Source organism: Streptomyces endophyticus (assembly GCF_035798155.1).
Taxonomy (GTDB): domain Bacteria; phylum Actinomycetota; class Actinomycetes; order Streptomycetales; family Streptomycetaceae; genus Streptomyces; species Streptomyces endophyticus.
On the sequence record NZ_JAOZYC010000094.1, the window covers coordinates 1 to 16225 of the forward strand.

General features: G+C 71.6%; 12 protein-coding genes. All 12 read right to left on the reverse strand.

The features are described 5' to 3' along the window. A partial coding sequence (locus tag OKJ99_RS13180) for an MATE family efflux transporter (protein ID WP_326016356.1) occupies positions 1-1061 on the reverse strand: 1061 nt, incomplete at its 3' end. Positions 1062-1066: 5 nt separating this feature from the next. Next, a complete protein-coding gene (locus OKJ99_RS13185) occupies positions 1067-2350 on the reverse strand; it encodes a DUF4910 domain-containing protein (RefSeq protein WP_326016250.1) in 1284 nt (427 codons plus the stop codon). After that, the gene (locus OKJ99_RS13190; RefSeq protein WP_326016251.1) at positions 2338-3363 is read right to left on the reverse strand and encodes an NAD-dependent epimerase/dehydratase family protein; all 1026 of its coding nucleotides are present in this window, start codon (positions 3361-3363) and stop codon (positions 2338-2340) included. The genes OKJ99_RS13185 and OKJ99_RS13190 overlap by 13 nt, the downstream gene beginning before the upstream one ends. A 3-nt stretch (positions 3364-3366) precedes the next feature. After that, positions 3367-4044, reverse strand: coding sequence for a PIG-L deacetylase family protein (locus OKJ99_RS13195; RefSeq protein WP_326016252.1), 678 nt, complete (start codon positions 4042-4044; stop codon positions 3367-3369). Then, positions 4041-4835, reverse strand: coding sequence for a glycosyltransferase family protein (locus OKJ99_RS13200; protein WP_326016253.1), 795 nt, complete (start codon positions 4833-4835; stop codon positions 4041-4043). The genes OKJ99_RS13195 and OKJ99_RS13200 overlap by 4 nt, the downstream gene beginning before the upstream one ends. Further along, entirely contained in the window at positions 4832-6082 is a 1251-nt protein-coding gene (locus tag OKJ99_RS13205) for a class I SAM-dependent methyltransferase (protein WP_326016254.1), read from the reverse strand. The genes OKJ99_RS13200 and OKJ99_RS13205 overlap by 4 nt, the downstream gene beginning before the upstream one ends. After that, positions 6079-7359 carry a glycosyltransferase family 4 protein gene (locus OKJ99_RS13210; RefSeq protein ID WP_326016255.1) on the reverse strand — a complete coding sequence of 427 codons (1281 nt, stop codon included), beginning with the start codon at positions 7357-7359 and terminating at the stop codon, positions 6079-6081. The genes OKJ99_RS13205 and OKJ99_RS13210 overlap by 4 nt, the downstream gene beginning before the upstream one ends. A 2-nt stretch (positions 7360-7361) precedes the next feature. Further along, positions 7362-8597 carry an O-antigen ligase domain-containing protein gene (locus OKJ99_RS13215; RefSeq protein ID WP_326016357.1) on the reverse strand — a complete coding sequence of 412 codons (1236 nt, stop codon included), beginning with the start codon at positions 8595-8597 and terminating at the stop codon, positions 7362-7364. Between the two features lies 1 nt (position 8598). Beyond that, on the reverse strand, positions 8599-10134 hold the full coding sequence (locus OKJ99_RS13220) for a right-handed parallel beta-helix repeat-containing protein (RefSeq protein WP_326016256.1): 1536 nt from the start codon (positions 10132-10134) through the stop codon (positions 8599-8601). A 15-nt stretch (positions 10135-10149) separates the two neighbouring features. Beyond that, the gene (locus tag OKJ99_RS13225; RefSeq protein WP_326016257.1) at positions 10150-12096 is read right to left on the reverse strand and encodes a heparinase II/III family protein; all 1947 of its coding nucleotides are present in this window, start codon (positions 12094-12096) and stop codon (positions 10150-10152) included. After that, positions 12093-14270, reverse strand: coding sequence for a bi-domain-containing oxidoreductase (locus OKJ99_RS13230; RefSeq protein WP_326016258.1), 2178 nt, complete (start codon positions 14268-14270; stop codon positions 12093-12095). Before OKJ99_RS13230 ends, OKJ99_RS13225 begins: the two co-directional genes overlap by 4 nt. Before the next feature lie 18 nt (positions 14271-14288). Further along, the gene (gene asnB, locus OKJ99_RS13235; protein WP_326016259.1) at positions 14289-16223 is read right to left on the reverse strand and encodes an asparagine synthase (glutamine-hydrolyzing); all 1935 of its coding nucleotides are present in this window, start codon (positions 16221-16223) and stop codon (positions 14289-14291) included. Between the last annotated feature and the right edge of the window lie 2 nt (positions 16224-16225).

Here is a 16225-nt window from a genome sequence, read left to right on the forward strand (position 1 = left end):
GCGGCGGCGCCGGTGCCGAGCCCGGCGCCCGCGACGCCGAGGGTGACCGGCACGATGAGCTGGGAGGCGGCGCTCCAGACGTCACCGAGCACCAACGCGCCGGCCCGGTCGGGCACCAGGAGCAGCGCGGCGCCCCACAGCAGCGCGGCGACGGCCTGTCCGCCGCCGAGCAGCAGGCAGAACCGGCCGAGGCGGTGCGGGGCCCTGCGCAGTACCCGGGCCGCCTCGGCGACGGTGACCAGCGAGAGCCCCATCAGCACGGCCATGAACGGGCCGAGCAGCAGCTCGGCGCCGCGGACCACGCCGACCGCGCCGACGCCGACGATCACGCCGAGCCCGTACGCCCGCAGCTGGCTGCCGCCGCTGTTGCTGACGTTCTCGACGAGGTAGCGGGTGCCGAGGTCGCGGTGCTCGCGCAGCCACGCGCGCGCTCCGGTGAGCCGGGGCCGGATGCCGGACTGGAAGCAGCCGTACGCGGCGGCGACCGCGGCGGATCCGCCCCAGGCGAGCACGAAGGCGGGCACGCCGCCCACACGGGCGGCGACCACCAGGGCGGGTATCAGTGCGACGCACCACACGATGTCGTTGACGAACGCCTTGCGTCCGGTGCCCGCGGCGAAGAAGGCGAACCGCCAGGAGTCCTGGAGCAGCAGTCCGGGCAGGACGACGCCGAGGCAGGCGAAGGCGGGCCCGATCCGGTCGCCGAGGGCGAGGCCGATCACCAGGGACGCCGCGCCGAGCGCGAGGCCGACGCCGAGCGCGGTGCCCGAGGACCGGGTCACCGCCCGGCGCCAGGACGCCTCCGGCACGCCGCTGAAGCGCACCACGAGCGGGTCGGTGGCGAGTCCCCGGGAGACGTTGAGCACCACGCCGTACGTCACCCAGGCCAGGCTGAAGATGCCGAACGCGGTCACCCCGAGCGAGCGCGCCACGTAGATGCCCACCGCGAAGTTGGACACGCTGGAGGCCGCCTGGTCGGCGAGGCCCCAGGACAGCCGGCCGGCGAGGGCGCGCCTGGCGGATCCGGCGGATGCCTTCGTCTTCTCCTCCTCGGTGGTCATCGACGTCATGCCTTGACCAGTCCCGCGCCGTGCAGCGCGTCGGCCGCGTCGGCGACGGTGTCGAACGGCAGCCCGGACCGCTCGGCGACGTCGAGCAGGCTGTGCTCGCCGTCGGAGAGGTTGAGCACCCAGAGCATCGCCATCTGGGCCTGCTTGGTGTCACTGCGCCCGCCGAGCGCGTCGTACAGCCCGCGCCGTCCCAACTGCGGCTCCCCGTAAGGACTTTGGTTGAGGTAGCGGCGGTTGCGGTCCAGGACGGCGAACGCCTCGCGGCACACGGCGAGGGTGTCCGCCATCGCCTCCGGGGAGACGAAGTCCAGGTTGTCCGCGGAGGTGTGGTACTCGGGGTAGCCGGCGTACGGGGTGCGGGTGAGCGAGCCCACGCCCAGGTCGAACCCGGGCGAGCAGTACTGCCGCTCGTCGTATCCGTACGGCGTGAACTCCTTGACCTGGTGCGGCCGTTCGGAGGTGCTCAGCACGTGCCGCAGCACACGGTCGATCTCCGCGTCACCGCGTCTGCTCCGCTTGTACGTGAGGTCGCCCCGGTCGCCCGCGCAGGCCAGCACGAGGCCGTGCTTGACGTGTTCCACGCGCTCCTTGTTGCGGGCGAGCCAGGTGATCGCGCCGATGGTGCCGGGCGCGAAGATGAACCGGTAGGTGTAGTACGGCGTGTGCTTCACCAGCGCGCGGGCCAGGTACGTGGCCACCGCGATGCCCGCCAGGTTGTCGTTGGCGAGCGAGGGGTGGCACACGTGACAGGAGACGATCACCTCGTCGGGCACCTGGCCGGGCACGACGTGCTCGGCGTAGGTGAGGTGGCCGTCCTCCAGGGTGGAGTCGACGCGCACCTGGTACTCGCCGTCGGGCAGCGCGTCCAGGGTCTCCTGGGCCAGGCAGAAACCCCAGTCCGGCTTGTAGTAACTGGTGCGGTACGGCACCCACTTGGGCCGGTCCGGCAGTGTGTGCAGGTGGGCGCGGAGCTCGGACAGCGGCATCGTCGCCGACACCGGGACGCTGTAGCCGAGCACGTGCAGGCTGGATTCGGCGAAGTCGACGACGCGGCGTCCGGACGCGTCGGCGATGTACGCGTCGCGGATGTTCCACTCCTGCGGCACCGTCCAGTCGAGCACCTGGGTGCCGGTCGGTACCTCGTGCACGTCGAGCGGGATGTACTCGCCGACGATGGCCAGGGTGGCGCGCACACCATCGCCGGTGATGCTCCGGCACAGCGGGTACATCCGCTCCACCAGTTCGTACATCTGCTCTTCGATCGCGGTCACGGACGCCACCGCAGGGTGTCGTCGACGGCGCCGGCCTCGGACGCCGCGCGCAGCACGGCGAGGCGGGTGAAGCGGCGGTCGAAGTCGTCCTTGGTGAGGCCGAACTTCCGGTAGGCCTCGGCGAGTTCGAGCGCGCCCCGCTTGACCGTCCACTCGCAGTCGAAGCCGGGGATCGCTTCGCGGAAGCGGGCGAAGTCCACCCGGTAGGAGCGCGGGTCGGCGCCGTTCTCCCCGGTGATGCGCACCTTCGCGCCGGCCACCGCCTCGGCGACCTGTTCGGCGATCTCGGCGACCGTGACGTTGTTGGTCTCGCTGCCGATGTTGAACGCCCGGTCGTGCACCGCCTCGCGGGGCGCGCTCAGCGCGGCCGTGAAGGCGCGGGCGATGTCGCCGGCGTGCACCAGCGGCCGCCACGGGGTGCCGTCGGAGAGCACGAGGACCTCGCCGGAGAGCAGTGCGTGGCCCACGAGGTTGTTCAGGACGATGTCGGCGCGCAGCCGGGGCGAGTAGCCGAAGGCGGTGGCGTTGCGCATGTACACCGGGGTGAAGTCGCCGTCGGCGAGCGCGTGCAGGTCGTCCTCGACGCGCACCTTGGACTCGGCGTAGGGCGTGACGGGGCGCAACGGGGCGTCCTCGCCGACGAGTTCGCCGCCGCCCGCGGCTCCGTACACCGAGCACGTCGAGGCGTAGAGGAAGCGCTTGACGCCGGCCTCGCGGGCGAGGCGGGCCAGCTGGACGGAGGCGTGGTGGTTGATGTCGTAGGTGAGTTCCGGTGCCAGGGAGCCGAGCGGGTCGTTGGAGAGCGCGGCGAGGTGGATCACGGCGTCCACCCCGGCCACGTGCTCGGCGGTGACGTCGCGCAGGTCCACCCGGTGCCCCTGCGGGTCGTCGGGGGTCGGGCCGAGGACGCAGTCGGCGAACAGGCCGGAGTCGAGGCCGACGACGTCGTGTCCGGCGGCCCGCAGGACCGGGGCCATCACGGTGCCCAGGTAGCCCTGGTGTCCGGTCAGTAGTACGCGCAAGGTTCAATCCCCCAGAGTGAGAGCGCCCGGTGTGGGAGCGCCCAGGTCGAGCGTGAGTTTGGTGACGGCGAACGCCTCGGCGTAGCGCTCGTGGCATTCGATGCCGCGGATCCGGGCGAGGCCGAGGAAGGCCTCGCGGTCGTACCAGGGCCGGTGGCGCTGCGAGGCGTAGTGCTCCTGGAGCAGCCGCACCTTGTCCTCGGCGATCTCCGGTGTCAGCGGCTGGTACGCGGACATCCGGCCGAGGTCGCCGTCCCACTTGACGATCTCGTAGCCGAGCACGAGGTGGTCGCGGAAGGCGGTGGGTATCAGCCGCGCGAGGCCGCGGTGGTCCTGGTGCGCGTCGTCGGTGCGCGGGGCGAGGACGAGGTCCGGGTCACTCTGCAGGCGCAGTTCCTCGAGCGCGGACTTGACCTCCTCCCAGTGCGCGGGCAGCCGGCCGTCCGGCAGCTTGTGCACGGTCAGGCGCAGGTCGGCGCCCGGGCAGAAGGCGGCGAGTGCGGCCCGCTCCTCCTCCTCGCGCTCCCCGCCGCCACCGGTGAGCACCAACGCGTCGACGCGCAGGCCGGGCCGCGCCCTGCACAGCGTGAGCAGTGTGCCGCCGGCGCCGATGGCGATGTCGTCGCAGTGCGCGCCCACCGCGACGATCCGGTCAGGACCGCCGGCTCCGAGCCGGATCACGCGCTCACCCCCGCTTCGTCCCGCTCCCATACGGCCCACGGACGGTCGCCGCGCGCGTAGCCGGCGTCGAGTGCGGCGCGCTCCTTGACGGTGTCGGTGGGCTTCCAGAAGCCGCGGTGCTGGTGCGCCACGAGGCGTCCCTGCTTGGCGAGTTGGGCGCAGCCGTCGGCTACCAGGTCCCCGTTCTCCGGTATGTGGTCGAAGACCTCCTGGCGGAGCACGAAGTAGCCGCCGTTCTCCCACAGCGGCATGTCGCTGACCGCGGTGATGCCGCCGACCAGCCCGTCCTCGCCGAGGTCCACGCAGTGGAACGAGGACTGCGGCGGGACCACCATCATCGACGCGCCCGCGTCGCGCCGCGCGAACCGGTCGACCATCTCGTCCAGCGGGGCGTCGGTGAGCACGTCGGCGTAGTTGGCGAGGAACATCTCGTCGCCGTCCAGGTGGTGGCGCACCCGGCGCAGGCGCTCGCCGATCGGTGACTCGATGCCGGTCTGCGCGAACGTGATCGTCCAGTCGGCGATGTCGTTGGACAGCAGCTCGGCCCGCCCGTTGCGCAGCACGAAGTCGTTGGACGTCGTCTCCTCGTAGTTGAGGAAGAAGTTCTTGATGTGGTGCGCCCCGTAGCCGAGGCACAGGATGAACTCCTTGTGCCCGTAGTGCGCGTAGTAGCGCATGACGTGCCAGATCAGCGGCCGGGGGCCGACCATCGCCATCGGCTTGGGCACGTCGTCCGCGGCGCCGCTGCGCATCCGCATCCCGTAGCCGCCGCAGAACAGAACGACCTTCATGCTGACACCTCTTTCGCGGGCACCTCGACGATGCTCAGTTCCGGGATGGGGAAGACGAGGCGGCCGCCCCAGTCGCCCACGTACGACAGCTGCTCGGTCAGCTCGGCCCGCAGGTTCCACGGGAGGACCAGGACGTAGTCCGGCTTGTCCTCGGCGATCCGCTCGGGCGGCAGGATCGGGATGCGGGTGCCCGGGGTGAACCGGCCGTGCTTGTAGGGGTTGCGGTCCACCGTGTAGGCGAGCAGGTCCGGGCGGATGCCGCAGTGGTTGAGCAGCGTGTTGCCCTTGCCGGGGGCGCCGTAGCCGACGACCGTCTTTCCCTGCTCGGCCGCCTTGATGAGGAACTTCAGGAGGTCGCGGCGGACCTTGGCCACCCGGGCGGAGAACTCGGTGTACCCGGACAGCTCCTGAAGACCGGCCGCCTTCTCGCGGGCCAGGACGTCGTTGACGCGCTGCGACGGCTCGCCCGCCACCTCGGTGGGCCGCGCCCACAACCGGATGGAGCCGCCGTGGGTGGGCAGCAACTCGACGTCCACCAGGGCGAGTCCGCCGCTGGCGAGCGCGCGGATCGCGGAGGCGACCGTGTAGTACTGGAAGTGCTCGTGGTAGATCGTGTCGTACTGGTTCTCCTCGATCAGCGTCAGCAGGTGCTGCACCTCGATGGAGACCCAGCCGTCGGCCGCGACCAGGGCGCGCAGGCCCTGCGTGAAGCCCACGACGTCGGGGATGTGCGCGTACACGTTGTTCGCCGCGACCAGGTTCGCCGGGCCGTGCTCGGCGCGGACGGCCGCGCCGGTCTCCGGGCTGAGGAACTCGGTGAGCGTGGGCACGCCCGCCTCGCGCGCGGCGGCGCCGACGTTGACCGACGGCTCGATGCCCAGGCAGCGGATCCCCCGGTCCACCACATGCTTGAGCAGATAGCCGTCGTTGCTCGCGACCTCGACCACGAAGGCGTCGGGGCCGAGCCCCGCCCGTTCCACCGCGTCGGCCACGAACGTACGCGCGTGCTCCACCCAGGACGTGGAGAACGACGAGAAGTACGCGTACTCCTTGAACGTCTCCTCCGGCGTGATCAGCGGCGGGATCTGCGCCAGCCAGCAGTCGGTGCAGACCCGCAGGTGCAGCGGGAACGCGGGCTCCGGCGCGTCCAGTTGGTCCGCGGCGAGAAAGCTCTCGCACGGCGGTGTCGCCCCCAGATCGACGACGCTCGCCAGCGTCGCCGAGCCACAGAGTCGGCACTGAGTCATTTACTGCCCCCCATTGATTCCGTCCCCCATGTGTTTCCTTGCGCTGTGTTTCCTTGCGCTGTGTTTCCTTGCGCTGTGTTTCCTTGTTCCGACCGGCCCGCGATCGCGGAGCGGTACTCCTCTTCCAGGCGCGCAAGGCCGACGGCCGGGCTGAAGCCCTGCTCGTAGCGGAGCCGGGCCGCCCGGCCCATCGCCCGGTTGGCGGCCGGATCGGCCGTGATCCGGCGCAGACAGGACGCGAGCGAGGTGCGCTCGCCCGGCCGGTGCAGCAGTCCGGTCTCCCCGTCCTCGACGAGTTCGACGAAGGCGCCGTGACCGGAGGCGACGGCCGGGACCCCCGCCGCCATCGCCTCCGCGACCACCAGGCCGAACGTCTCCGGGGCCAGCGAGGGCGCCACCACCGCGACCGACCGGGCGACGGCCTTGCGGACCTCGTCCGGTTCGAGCAGGCCGACGTAGCGCACGTCGTCCCGGCCCTGCGCCCAGGCGGACACCTCCCGGTCCAGCGGTCCCGCGCCGGCCAGCACGAGCGGCACCCCCACGCCGCCCTCCGCGGCGATCATGTCCCAGGCGGCCATGAGCACCCGCACGCCCTTGGCCTCGGCGAGGCGGCCGAGGTAGAGCAGTTGCTCACCGTCCCCGTCCCTGCCGGCGCCCGGGTCGGGCACGAAGTTGTGCTTCACGGTCAGCAGCTCGGACGGCATGCCGGAGCGCACCAGGACGTCGCGCTGCGCCGCGGAGATGCAGAAGAACCGCTCGACGCCCGTCCACCAGCGCTGCCGGTTGACGGACAGGTTGACCGCGAGCGGCAGCGTGGCGAGGCGGGAGTTGCGGTAGCAGCCGTGCCGGATCGAGGGCAGCGGCAGCGTCTTACCGACGCAGTCGGTGCACAGCCGGCCGTCCCGCTGCAGCGTTCCGGGCGGGCACACCTGGTAGTAGTTGTGCAGCGTGGCGACGGTGGGCACCCCGACGTCGGCGCAGGCGGCGAGGACCGCGGGCGACAGCAGCGGGAAGACGTTGTGGACGTGCACCACATCGGGGCGGTCCGCACGGAGTTTGGCGGCCAGTTCCTTGCGGACCGCCGGGTTCCACGGCACGAGCAGCGGCACCGCGACCTTGCCGAGCAGCGACCGGCCCGCGATGTCGTCGCTGCGCCGCTCGAACAGCTCGACCCGGTGGCCCGCCGCGCGCAGCAGGGCGACCTCCTCGTCGACGACCCGGTTCTCCCCGCTCGGCTGTCCCGAGGAATAGCGGTTGTGCACCACGAGTACATGCATGGTCAGCTCACCTCCCGTTCCCGGGCCCAGCGCGGGATACGTGGTCGGGGCAGTGCGGGCGCCGGCAACGGTGTGGCCTTGGCGGGCGTCGCCAGGAGCGTGGCGGCCAGGGCCAGATGCAGCAGATACGGCGAGGCGTCGCCCAGGCCGGCCTCGGTGTACGACGAGAGCACGACATAGCTGATCAGGAAGATCGCGCAGGCCCTCTCCAGCGACGGTGGCCGCAGCAGGGCGACGGCGCCGAGGACGAGGAGGACGGACGCGACGAGGGTGACACCGATCAGGCCCTGTTCGTTGTAGACGGCGAGCCAGCTGTTGTCGATCGGCAGCCCGCCGAACGACTTGTCGCCCAGGCCGGTGCCGAAGAACTGCTCGGCGCCGGAGCGGGGCGCCGCGAGGAGCGCGTCCCAGACCTTGGCCCGGCCGGTGAGGCTGGTGAAGTACTCCTTGTTCTGTCCGCGCAGGAACCAGGCCTGGACCGCGGAGGCGAAGCCCACCGCGGCCACCGTCGCCACCAGCACCGCCCATCCGAAGAAGCGGCGGGCGGCGGCGCTGGTCAGCAGGAGCGAGCAGATCGCCAGCACGAGCCCGGCGAGCAGGCCGACCGTGGCCGTCCGGGTGTGGGTGAGCGCGAGCAGCACGAGGCACGGGACGATGACCACCGCCGCGCTCGTCCTGTCGATCCGGCGGCCGACGAGGAGCAGCACGGTGAGCCCGATGATCACCGCCGTGTACTGGCCGATCTGCGGCGGGGTGAGCGGCCACAGCGCGCCGACGAGCCGCCCGCCGTACAGCTCGGGCATGGCGGCGCCCGGGGAGATGACCAGGCCCGCGACCACCGTCACCAGCACCCCGAAGTACATCCGGATGTGGTAGCGGACGAAGGTCAGGCTGCCGTCCCACCAGCAACTCAGCAGCCACAGGGTGCCGACGAAGAGCGCGAGCCGGCCGCAGCGGAACAGCCCGCCGGGGCCGATCCCCAGGCTGGCGATCACGCTGGGCACGAGCAGCAGGGTCAGCAGGAACACGAAGGCGCTGGGCCGGATCCGCAGCCGTGTGTTGAGCGCGAGCGCCAGGGCGAAGGCGGCGACCAGCGAGCCCATGGTGACCAGTTGGATGACGGAGCGCGGCAGCGGGAAGATGGTCTTCGCTCCGGCGGAGCCCATCGTGTTGATGCCGAGCAGCAGCCAGACGATGCCGACGGCCTTGGGTGTGGCGAGCCTGTCCTGTTCCTCCATCTCAGCCACCGGCCTTTCGGTGGAAGGTGCTGCCCGCGTCCTGCTTGTACGGCGCGTCCTGCCAGTCCCCGCGGTCGACGACCCGGCTCATGTCCTCGACGACGAACGTCCACGGTCCGCGGTAGACGTTGTCGTGCCAGCGGTTGTGCTGCTTGCGGGCGATCGCCTCGGCGACCCGCTTGCCCTGGTAGGGCGACCACTTCGGATAGGTGCCGTAGACGGAGAGGATCCCCATGCGGCCGCACTTGTCCGTGCACTTGACGACGGAGGTGTCGAGGATGAAGCGGTTGTCGTGGATGTCGACCCGCTGGGTCTTCCACCGGCAGTCGTCGTAGAGCGGCGGCTTCGCGATCGCCGGCCGCGCGCAGCGCTTGACGTCCTTCACCAGGAGCGTGCACTCACCGGTCGAGGTGTTGGCCGGGCTGTTGCAGAACCGGTTGGAGTTCTCCCAGAGGGTGATGCCGTTCCAGTTGTCCTCCATCAGGTTCCGGTAGATCTCGAGCTTGTCGGTGCGGGCCTTGACCCGCGGTTCGCCGCCCGCCTCCGAGATGTAGATGGTCCCGTACGGGAAGCTGTCGCCGCGCTCGGCCGGTTTGCCGCCGCTGATCCAGTTGTTGCGCCGCATCGTGTTGTCGCGGATGACCGCGTTGTAGCTGGTCTCGTACATCAGCGCGGCGCCGTCGTTCTCCTCGATCAGGTTGTTCTCGATGAGGAAGTCGTTGTTGTTGTTGTCGGCCCAGATCCCGACGCCGCGGTTGTCGTGCACCCAGTTGCCGCGGATGTCGGCGCTCTTGACGGCCCAGAACTTCATGCCGGCGGTGCAGCCGCAGCCGGGCTGCTTCTTCTCCCAGTCGTCGGTGTTGTTGCCGACGACCTCGTTGCCCTCGATCACCAGGCCGCGGGCCGTGTCGCCTTCCTTGTAGCCGTTCACGCCGTACTGCCCGTTGTCGCGCAGGCAGTTGGAGAGGATCTTCTGGCGGGTGCCGGTCATCATCCCGGCGCCCGCGTTGCGCTGGATCGTCGAGCGCTCGATCACCCAGCCGTCGGCCGAGCCGGGGTTGACCACGCCCTCGTTCTGCTGCGGGACGAAGCGCTCCACCGTCAGAGAGCGGATGACGACGTCAGGGGCATGGCCGCCGAAGGCGTACTGGTTGACCTTCCGGCCGTCGAGCACGGCGCCGGGCGCGCCGAGATAGCGGTTCCCCTTCTTGGGGATGACCTGGGCGTAGCGCGCCGATTCGAGCCGGTGCTTGCCCGGCTTCAGCCAGAACGTGGTGCCCGCCCGGTGGCTCTTGGTCTTCTCGGTCAGGTCGTTGACCTTCTTGGGGTCGACCGTGACCGCGCCCTTCGGTGCCTTCTCGGGCCCGCCCGACGGCTTGTCGCAGACGCGGGCCGCCGCCGTCCGGGCTCCCTGCCTGGACGGCGATGCGGACGCCTTGGCCCCGGCGTCCGAGGTGCTCGTACAGCCCGTCGCCGCCAGCAGGACCAGCGTCAGCGGTGCCGCCGGCCACGCCCAGTGCCGCCACTTGATACCCACGTCTCCCCTCCTCCCCTAGCCCAGGAACCTGAGCACGGTGGTGAACTCCCCCGCGCCGTCCGCGCGTCCGCTGCCGATCAGCGTGGTGGCCGGTTCCTTGCGCCCGAATCCTGCGGAGTACCAGCCGAGCGGCGGTTCGGTGGCGCCGCGGTGCGCCTGCCAGGACAGCCGCTCGGGCAGGCCGAGTTCGGCCGAGCGGTCCTCCCCGTCGCGCGTCCAGGTCAGCAGGGCCCGGTTCCCTTCCAGTACGGCGGTGACCTCCGGCCCGAGGTGGAACGCCAGGCGCAGGTCGCGGTGCGGCCCGGTCACCTCGTCGTTGATGGTCAACTCCTCGGCCACGGTGTTCAGTTCGACCCGGCGGCGGTGCGCGGAGGGCCGGTAGCCGTCGTGTTCGGCGAGCCAGCGGTCGGTGCCCGCCTCCAGGACCTGGGTTCCCGCGTGCCGGGTCCACAGGAACGGGCCGCCGGATTCGGACTGGTCGGCGCCGTCGAGCTCCAGGGTGTTGTGGCCGATGGTGGAGCGGAAGTAGCGCCGCCACTCGGGCTGGCCGTGGTAGCAGTACGTCCCCGGGTCGGCGAGCACGTCGACGCCGTCGTGGCGCACCTCCACGGACAGCGCGTCCGCGTGGGCGTGCGCGGCGATGGACAGGAAGCCGTGCGGTCCGCCGTCGCAGCGGCACCAGATCTCGCCCGTCTCCCCTGCACTACGCAGGAGGGTGAGGCCCGCGTCCGCGAAGTGCGCGGGCCGGGCCGCCGGGCGCCGCACGGCGGGTGCGGCGGGCTTGATCAGCGCGGCGAGCAGCGGCGTCCGCACATCGGCGCGGGGCGCCTCGGGCCACCAGTCGAGGCGGCCGAACACGGCGTCCCCGGTGGCGAGGAGCGAGCCCCAGCGGTCGGTGCCCGCGCCGGCCGCGCCGTCGACGAGCAGGCCGTGCCCGTCGTCCGCGTCCCCCTGGCGCGGCGGGCGCAGCCGGTTGTCGACGACGGCCGCGAGCGCGTCGGTCATCCGCAGCAGGACGATCCGTACGGTCGCGGGCAGCGGCACGCCGGCCGCGTCGGCCTCGGCGACCGCCGCCAGGCCCAACTCCAGTACGAGGCCGTGGTATTCGGTGGCCAGTTCGCGGTTGAGGCCGGAGTGGAAGGTGTTGCCGCGCAGGTGCCGCTCCAGCGATTTGAGCGCGCCCTTGCGCCAACGCCGGGACGACGGGAACCAGTTGAACGCGCAGGACGCCGCGAACTGCCCGGCGGACTCGGCGATGACGTGGTTGTTCGCCGAGGAGCCCCGGCTGGGGAAGGCGGCCAGCCAGCGCTGGTGGTGCCAGATCTGGTGCACGGCCACCGGGTTGTCCTCGAACAGGTCGAAGACGCCCGGCCAGCCCTCCAGCAGCCGGCGGATCCACACCCAGGACAGCAGCCGGATGCCCAGCTCGATGCCGCTGATCCAGTGCACGCCGCGCAGCGGCGGGTTGGCCGCCCACCACGAGCGCAGGTGCTCGGCCACGCGCTCGGCGTAGCGGTCGTCCCCGGTGAGCGCGTAGGCGGCGGCGAGCTGCGTGAGGTACTGGTGCCGGGACGGCTCCCAGATCTGCTTGATATCGCCCACCACGTCCTCGTCGCGGTAGGGCACGCCGAAGGCGTAGCCGAACGGCGCCCGGCGGCCGGTCTTGGGGTCGTGCCACCAGTCCGGGTCGACCAGGTCGTCGCGGACCACGCCGAAGAACTCGGCGTGCCCGTACATCAGCCGGTCCGCCTCCGCGATCAGGCGCTTCGCGGCCTCCGGCGGCACCGCGGCGAGCGCCCCTTCGGGCAGGACCGCGGTGAACCGGGCGCCGGTGACGCTCGGGGAGGTGGGCCGCGAGGAACGCCAGCGCCGTCTGCGCGCCGCGTCGCCCACCCGGCCCACGACCTCCTGCGGCCCCATCCGGGAAAGGCGCCGCAGGTACCAGCCCGCACTCATGGTCATCGCTGCCCCGCCAGGGTGACGGGCGCGCCGCCGGCCAGGCCCGCCTGCACGGCGAGGGTGGCCGCCGTGGTGGCGACGAGCGACTCCAGCGGTACGGGCATCGGGCCGCCGGTCCGCACGGCCTTGACGAACGAGGCCAGTTCGGCGTTCTGGCCCTTGTCCCGGGCCTTGGGAAGCCGCGAGCTGACCCACCGCTTGGGGCCGTAGACCGAGGCGCGCACGAAGTCGTCGAGCCGCAGGGCCCTGCCGTCCGCGACCAGGTCGAGGGTCTCCTTGGGGAAGGCCGCCGGGCCGGTGGTGACGTAACTGATGGTGGCGGTGGAGCCGTCCGGGTAGCGGAGCACGACCTGGAGGTCCTCGTTGCCGGGCGTGGCGGTGGCGTGGACCGAGACCGGGTCGGCGTCAAGGAGCCAGCTCGCCGTGTCGATGAAGTGGCCGCCCTCGCCGGCGAACCGGGAGCCCTCGGTGCCCTGTCGGAGGTACCAGCTGCCGTGGTCGAGCCGGCCCGCGTTGACCAGATAGCGCAGGTGCGCCGGGCCCGTGCGGGCGCCGAAGCGCTGCTTGGCCTCGCGCAGCAGCGGGGAGAAGCGGCGGTTGAAGCCCACCTGGAGGCGGTCGTTGCCGGATTCCTCCACCGTCGCGAGGACGCTCGCCAGCTCGTCCTCGCCGAGCGCGAGCGGCTTCTCCACGAACACGCTCTTGCCCGCGAGCAGGGCCTGCCGGGTCAGGTCGGCGTGCGAGCTGTGCCGGGTGACCACGAAGACCGCGTCGATGGACGTGTCGCCGAGCACGGCGTCGAGGTCGGTGGTCGCCTCGGCGAAGCCGAACTTGCGCTGCGCGTTGGCCGCGGACAGGGCCGTCGTGGTGACGACGGTCGCCAATTCGACGCCGTCGCGCCCGGTGAGGTGCGGCAGCAGCATCGACGTGGCGTAGTTGCCCGCGCCGACGAACGCGAGGCGCACCGGGCGCGTTCCTGTGGCCCGCGCCCGACTCGGCTTGGCGGCGGTCACCGCGGGCACGGACACCACCGGCGCCTGGGCCTCCACCGGCTGCTCCGGGTAGCGGAACAGCGCGGTCACGGCCTTGAGTTCGCCGTCCTTCAGGCGCTGGTACGTCTCGACGGCGTCGTCGAAGTCGGCGACGTGGGTGATCAGCGGCTCCACGTCGACGCTGCCGCGCGCGAGCAGATCGAGGAAGCACGCCAGGTTGCGGCGCTCGGTCCAGCGCACGTATCCGATCGGGTAGTCGCGCCCCTCCAGCTCGTACGACGGGTCGTAGCGGCCGGGGCCGTAGGAGCGGGAGAAGCAGACGTCGAGTTCCTTCTCGTAGTACGCGTTCCAGGGCAGGTCGAGGCGGCACTTGCCGATGTCGACGACGCGGCCGCGGTCCCTGCACAGCTTGGCGGCCAGTTCGACGGGCTGATTGCTGGAGCCGCCGGCCGCCAGGTACACCTGGTCCACGCCGTGTCCGTCGGTGAGTTCGGCGACGGCCGCCGCCACGGCCGAGGACTCCGGGTCGCCGCAGGCCTCGGCGCCCTGGCGTTCGGCGAGTTCGCAGCGCGCCGGGTCGGGGTCGACGCCGACGACGCGGACGCCCGCGGCGGTGAGCAGCTGCACCACCAGCTGCCCGATCAGGCCGAGGCCGATGACGAGGGCCGTCTCACCGAGCTGCGGCTCGCCCTGGCGGACGCCCTGGAGGGCGATCGAGCCGACGGTGCCGAAGGCGGCGTGCCGGGGCGCGAGGCCTTCCGGCACGCGCGCGTAGAGGTGCTTCGGCACCCAGTTGAGCTCGGCGTGCAGCGCGTGCTCGTTGCCCGCGCAGGCCACGAGGTCGCCGACCTTCACGTCGTCGACACCGGCGCCGACCTGCTCGACGACCCCGCACAGCGAGTAGCCGAGCGGCGTGTAGGAGTCGAGCTTGCCCATCACCTTGCGGTAGGTGGCGGGCACGCCGTTGGTGGCCACGCTCTGCATGACCTTGGCCACCTGGTCGGGGCGCGAGCGGGCCTTGCCCAGCATCGACATGCCGGCCTCGGACACCTTCATCAGCTCGGTCCCGGTGGAGATCAGCGAGTAGCCGGTGCGCACGAGCACGCCGCCGGGCTTGCACCCGGGCACCGGCACGTCGAGCACCGCCAACTCGCCGCTCTTGTAGTTCTGAACAACTTGCTTCACCCGAACTCCTCTGAATTCCTACGCTGTTGACCGAGTGCTCTTGTCGGACCCAGAGGTCGCGTCGCGATACCAGTACTCGAGGGTCAGTACGTGCCACAGATGCTTGGAGTAGTCGCTCTGCCCGGCGGCGTCCGCGGCGGCGAGCCGCTGGAGCGCGTCGCGCCGCAGGAACCCGGAGCGGACCAGCTCGCCGTCGTTGATCACCTCGCGCACGAGCGGCGCCAGGTCCCGGCTCATCCAGGCCCGCAGCGGGGCGCTGAACAGGCCCTTGGGCCGGTAGACGATCTCGCGGGGCAGGATCGAGGTGGCCGCCTCCTTGAGCACGGCCTTGCCCTGCCGTCCGACGATCTTGCGGTCGCCGGGGAACGCGAACGCGGCCTTGACCACCTCTACGTCGACGTAGGGCACGCGCACCTCGGTGGAGGCGGCCATGCTGGAGCGGTCCGTGTACGCGAGGTTGAGGCCCGGCAGGAACATCCGGGCATCGCCCAGGCACATGCGGTTCACGAAGTCGTCGAGCTCGTTGTCCTCGTAGATGTCCGCGTGCTCGGTCAGCACGTCGTCGACCGCCGGGGCCAGGTCCGGATTGAGCAGCGCGAGCAGCTCCTGCTGGTCGTACATGGTGTAGCTGCGCCGGAACGCGGTCTCCTCCGGCAGATCGGCGAAGGAGAGGAACCGCTTGGCGAAGCGGACCGAACGCAGGCCGCGCCGGGACGTGGCGACCGGCAGCCTGTCGACGGCCGCGGAGAGCCCGCGCCGCAGCGGCCGGGGCACCCGCTGGTAGCGCAGCGCGATCAGGTTGGCCAGGTGCTTGCGGTAGCCGGCGAACAGTTCGTCGGCGCCCATCCCCGAGAGCATGACCTTGACACCGGCCTCGCGGGCGGCCTGGCAGATCAGGTACGTGTTGATCGCGGCGGGGTCGCCGATCGGCTCGTCCAGGGAGTACGTCATCTGCGGCAGCAGGTCGAGGACGTTCGGCGCGATCTCGATCTCGTGCAGGTCGACGCCGAACCGCTGGGCGACCTGCCGGGCGTAGCGCAGATCGTCCGGCATCGCCTCGAACTTGGCGTCCTCGGCGCGGAATCCGATGGTGTACGCGGAGATCCCCGGCTGGTGGCGGGCCGCGATGGCGGTCAGATAGCTGGAGTCGAGGCCGCCGGAGAGGAAGGTCGCCACGGGCACGTCGGACATCAGGTGTCGCTTGGTCGACTCCTCGACGATGGCGGCCAGGTCCGGCTGTTCGCCGCTGCGGGCCCGCTCGCGGCCCTCGGTGGCGACGTCCTTCAGGTTCCAGTAGCGGCCGTGCTCCACCCGTCCGTCGGGCCGGAATCGCATCCAGCTGCCCGGCGGGAGCTTCTCGGCCTCGCGGAACGCGCAGCGCGAGTCCGGCACCCAGTAGTACAGCAGCGAGGCCACCAGGGCCGCGTGGTCCACCTCCAGCTTGCCGCCGGTGCCCGCGGCGAGCGCCTTCAGCTCGGAGGCGAACACCAGGCCGCCGCCGCGCCGGAGCAGGAACAGCGGCTTGATGCCCAACTGGTCGCGGGCGAGCACCAGTTCACCGGAGCGCTCGTCGAAGATCCCGAACGCGAACATGCCGCGAAGCCGGGGCAGGCAGTCCGTGCCCCAGCGCCGCCAGGCCTCCAGGAGCACCTCGGTGTCGGAGGTGCCGCGAAAGCGCACCCCGGCGGACGCCAGCTCGGCGCGCAGTTCGGGTGCGTTGTACAGCTCGCCGTTGTACGTCAGGGCGAGGCCGCCCGAGACCATCGGCTGGGCGCCGGTCTCGGACAGGTCGATGATGGACAGCCGGCGGTGCCCCAGCTGCACGTCGCCGTCGCCGACGGGGTGGCCGTAGCGGCCGGCCCCGTCGGGACCGCGGTGGGCGAGGGTGTCGGTGAGCCGGTCGGTCACGGCCTTCCCGTCCGGCCACCGGTAAGTGCCTGCGATGCCACACATGT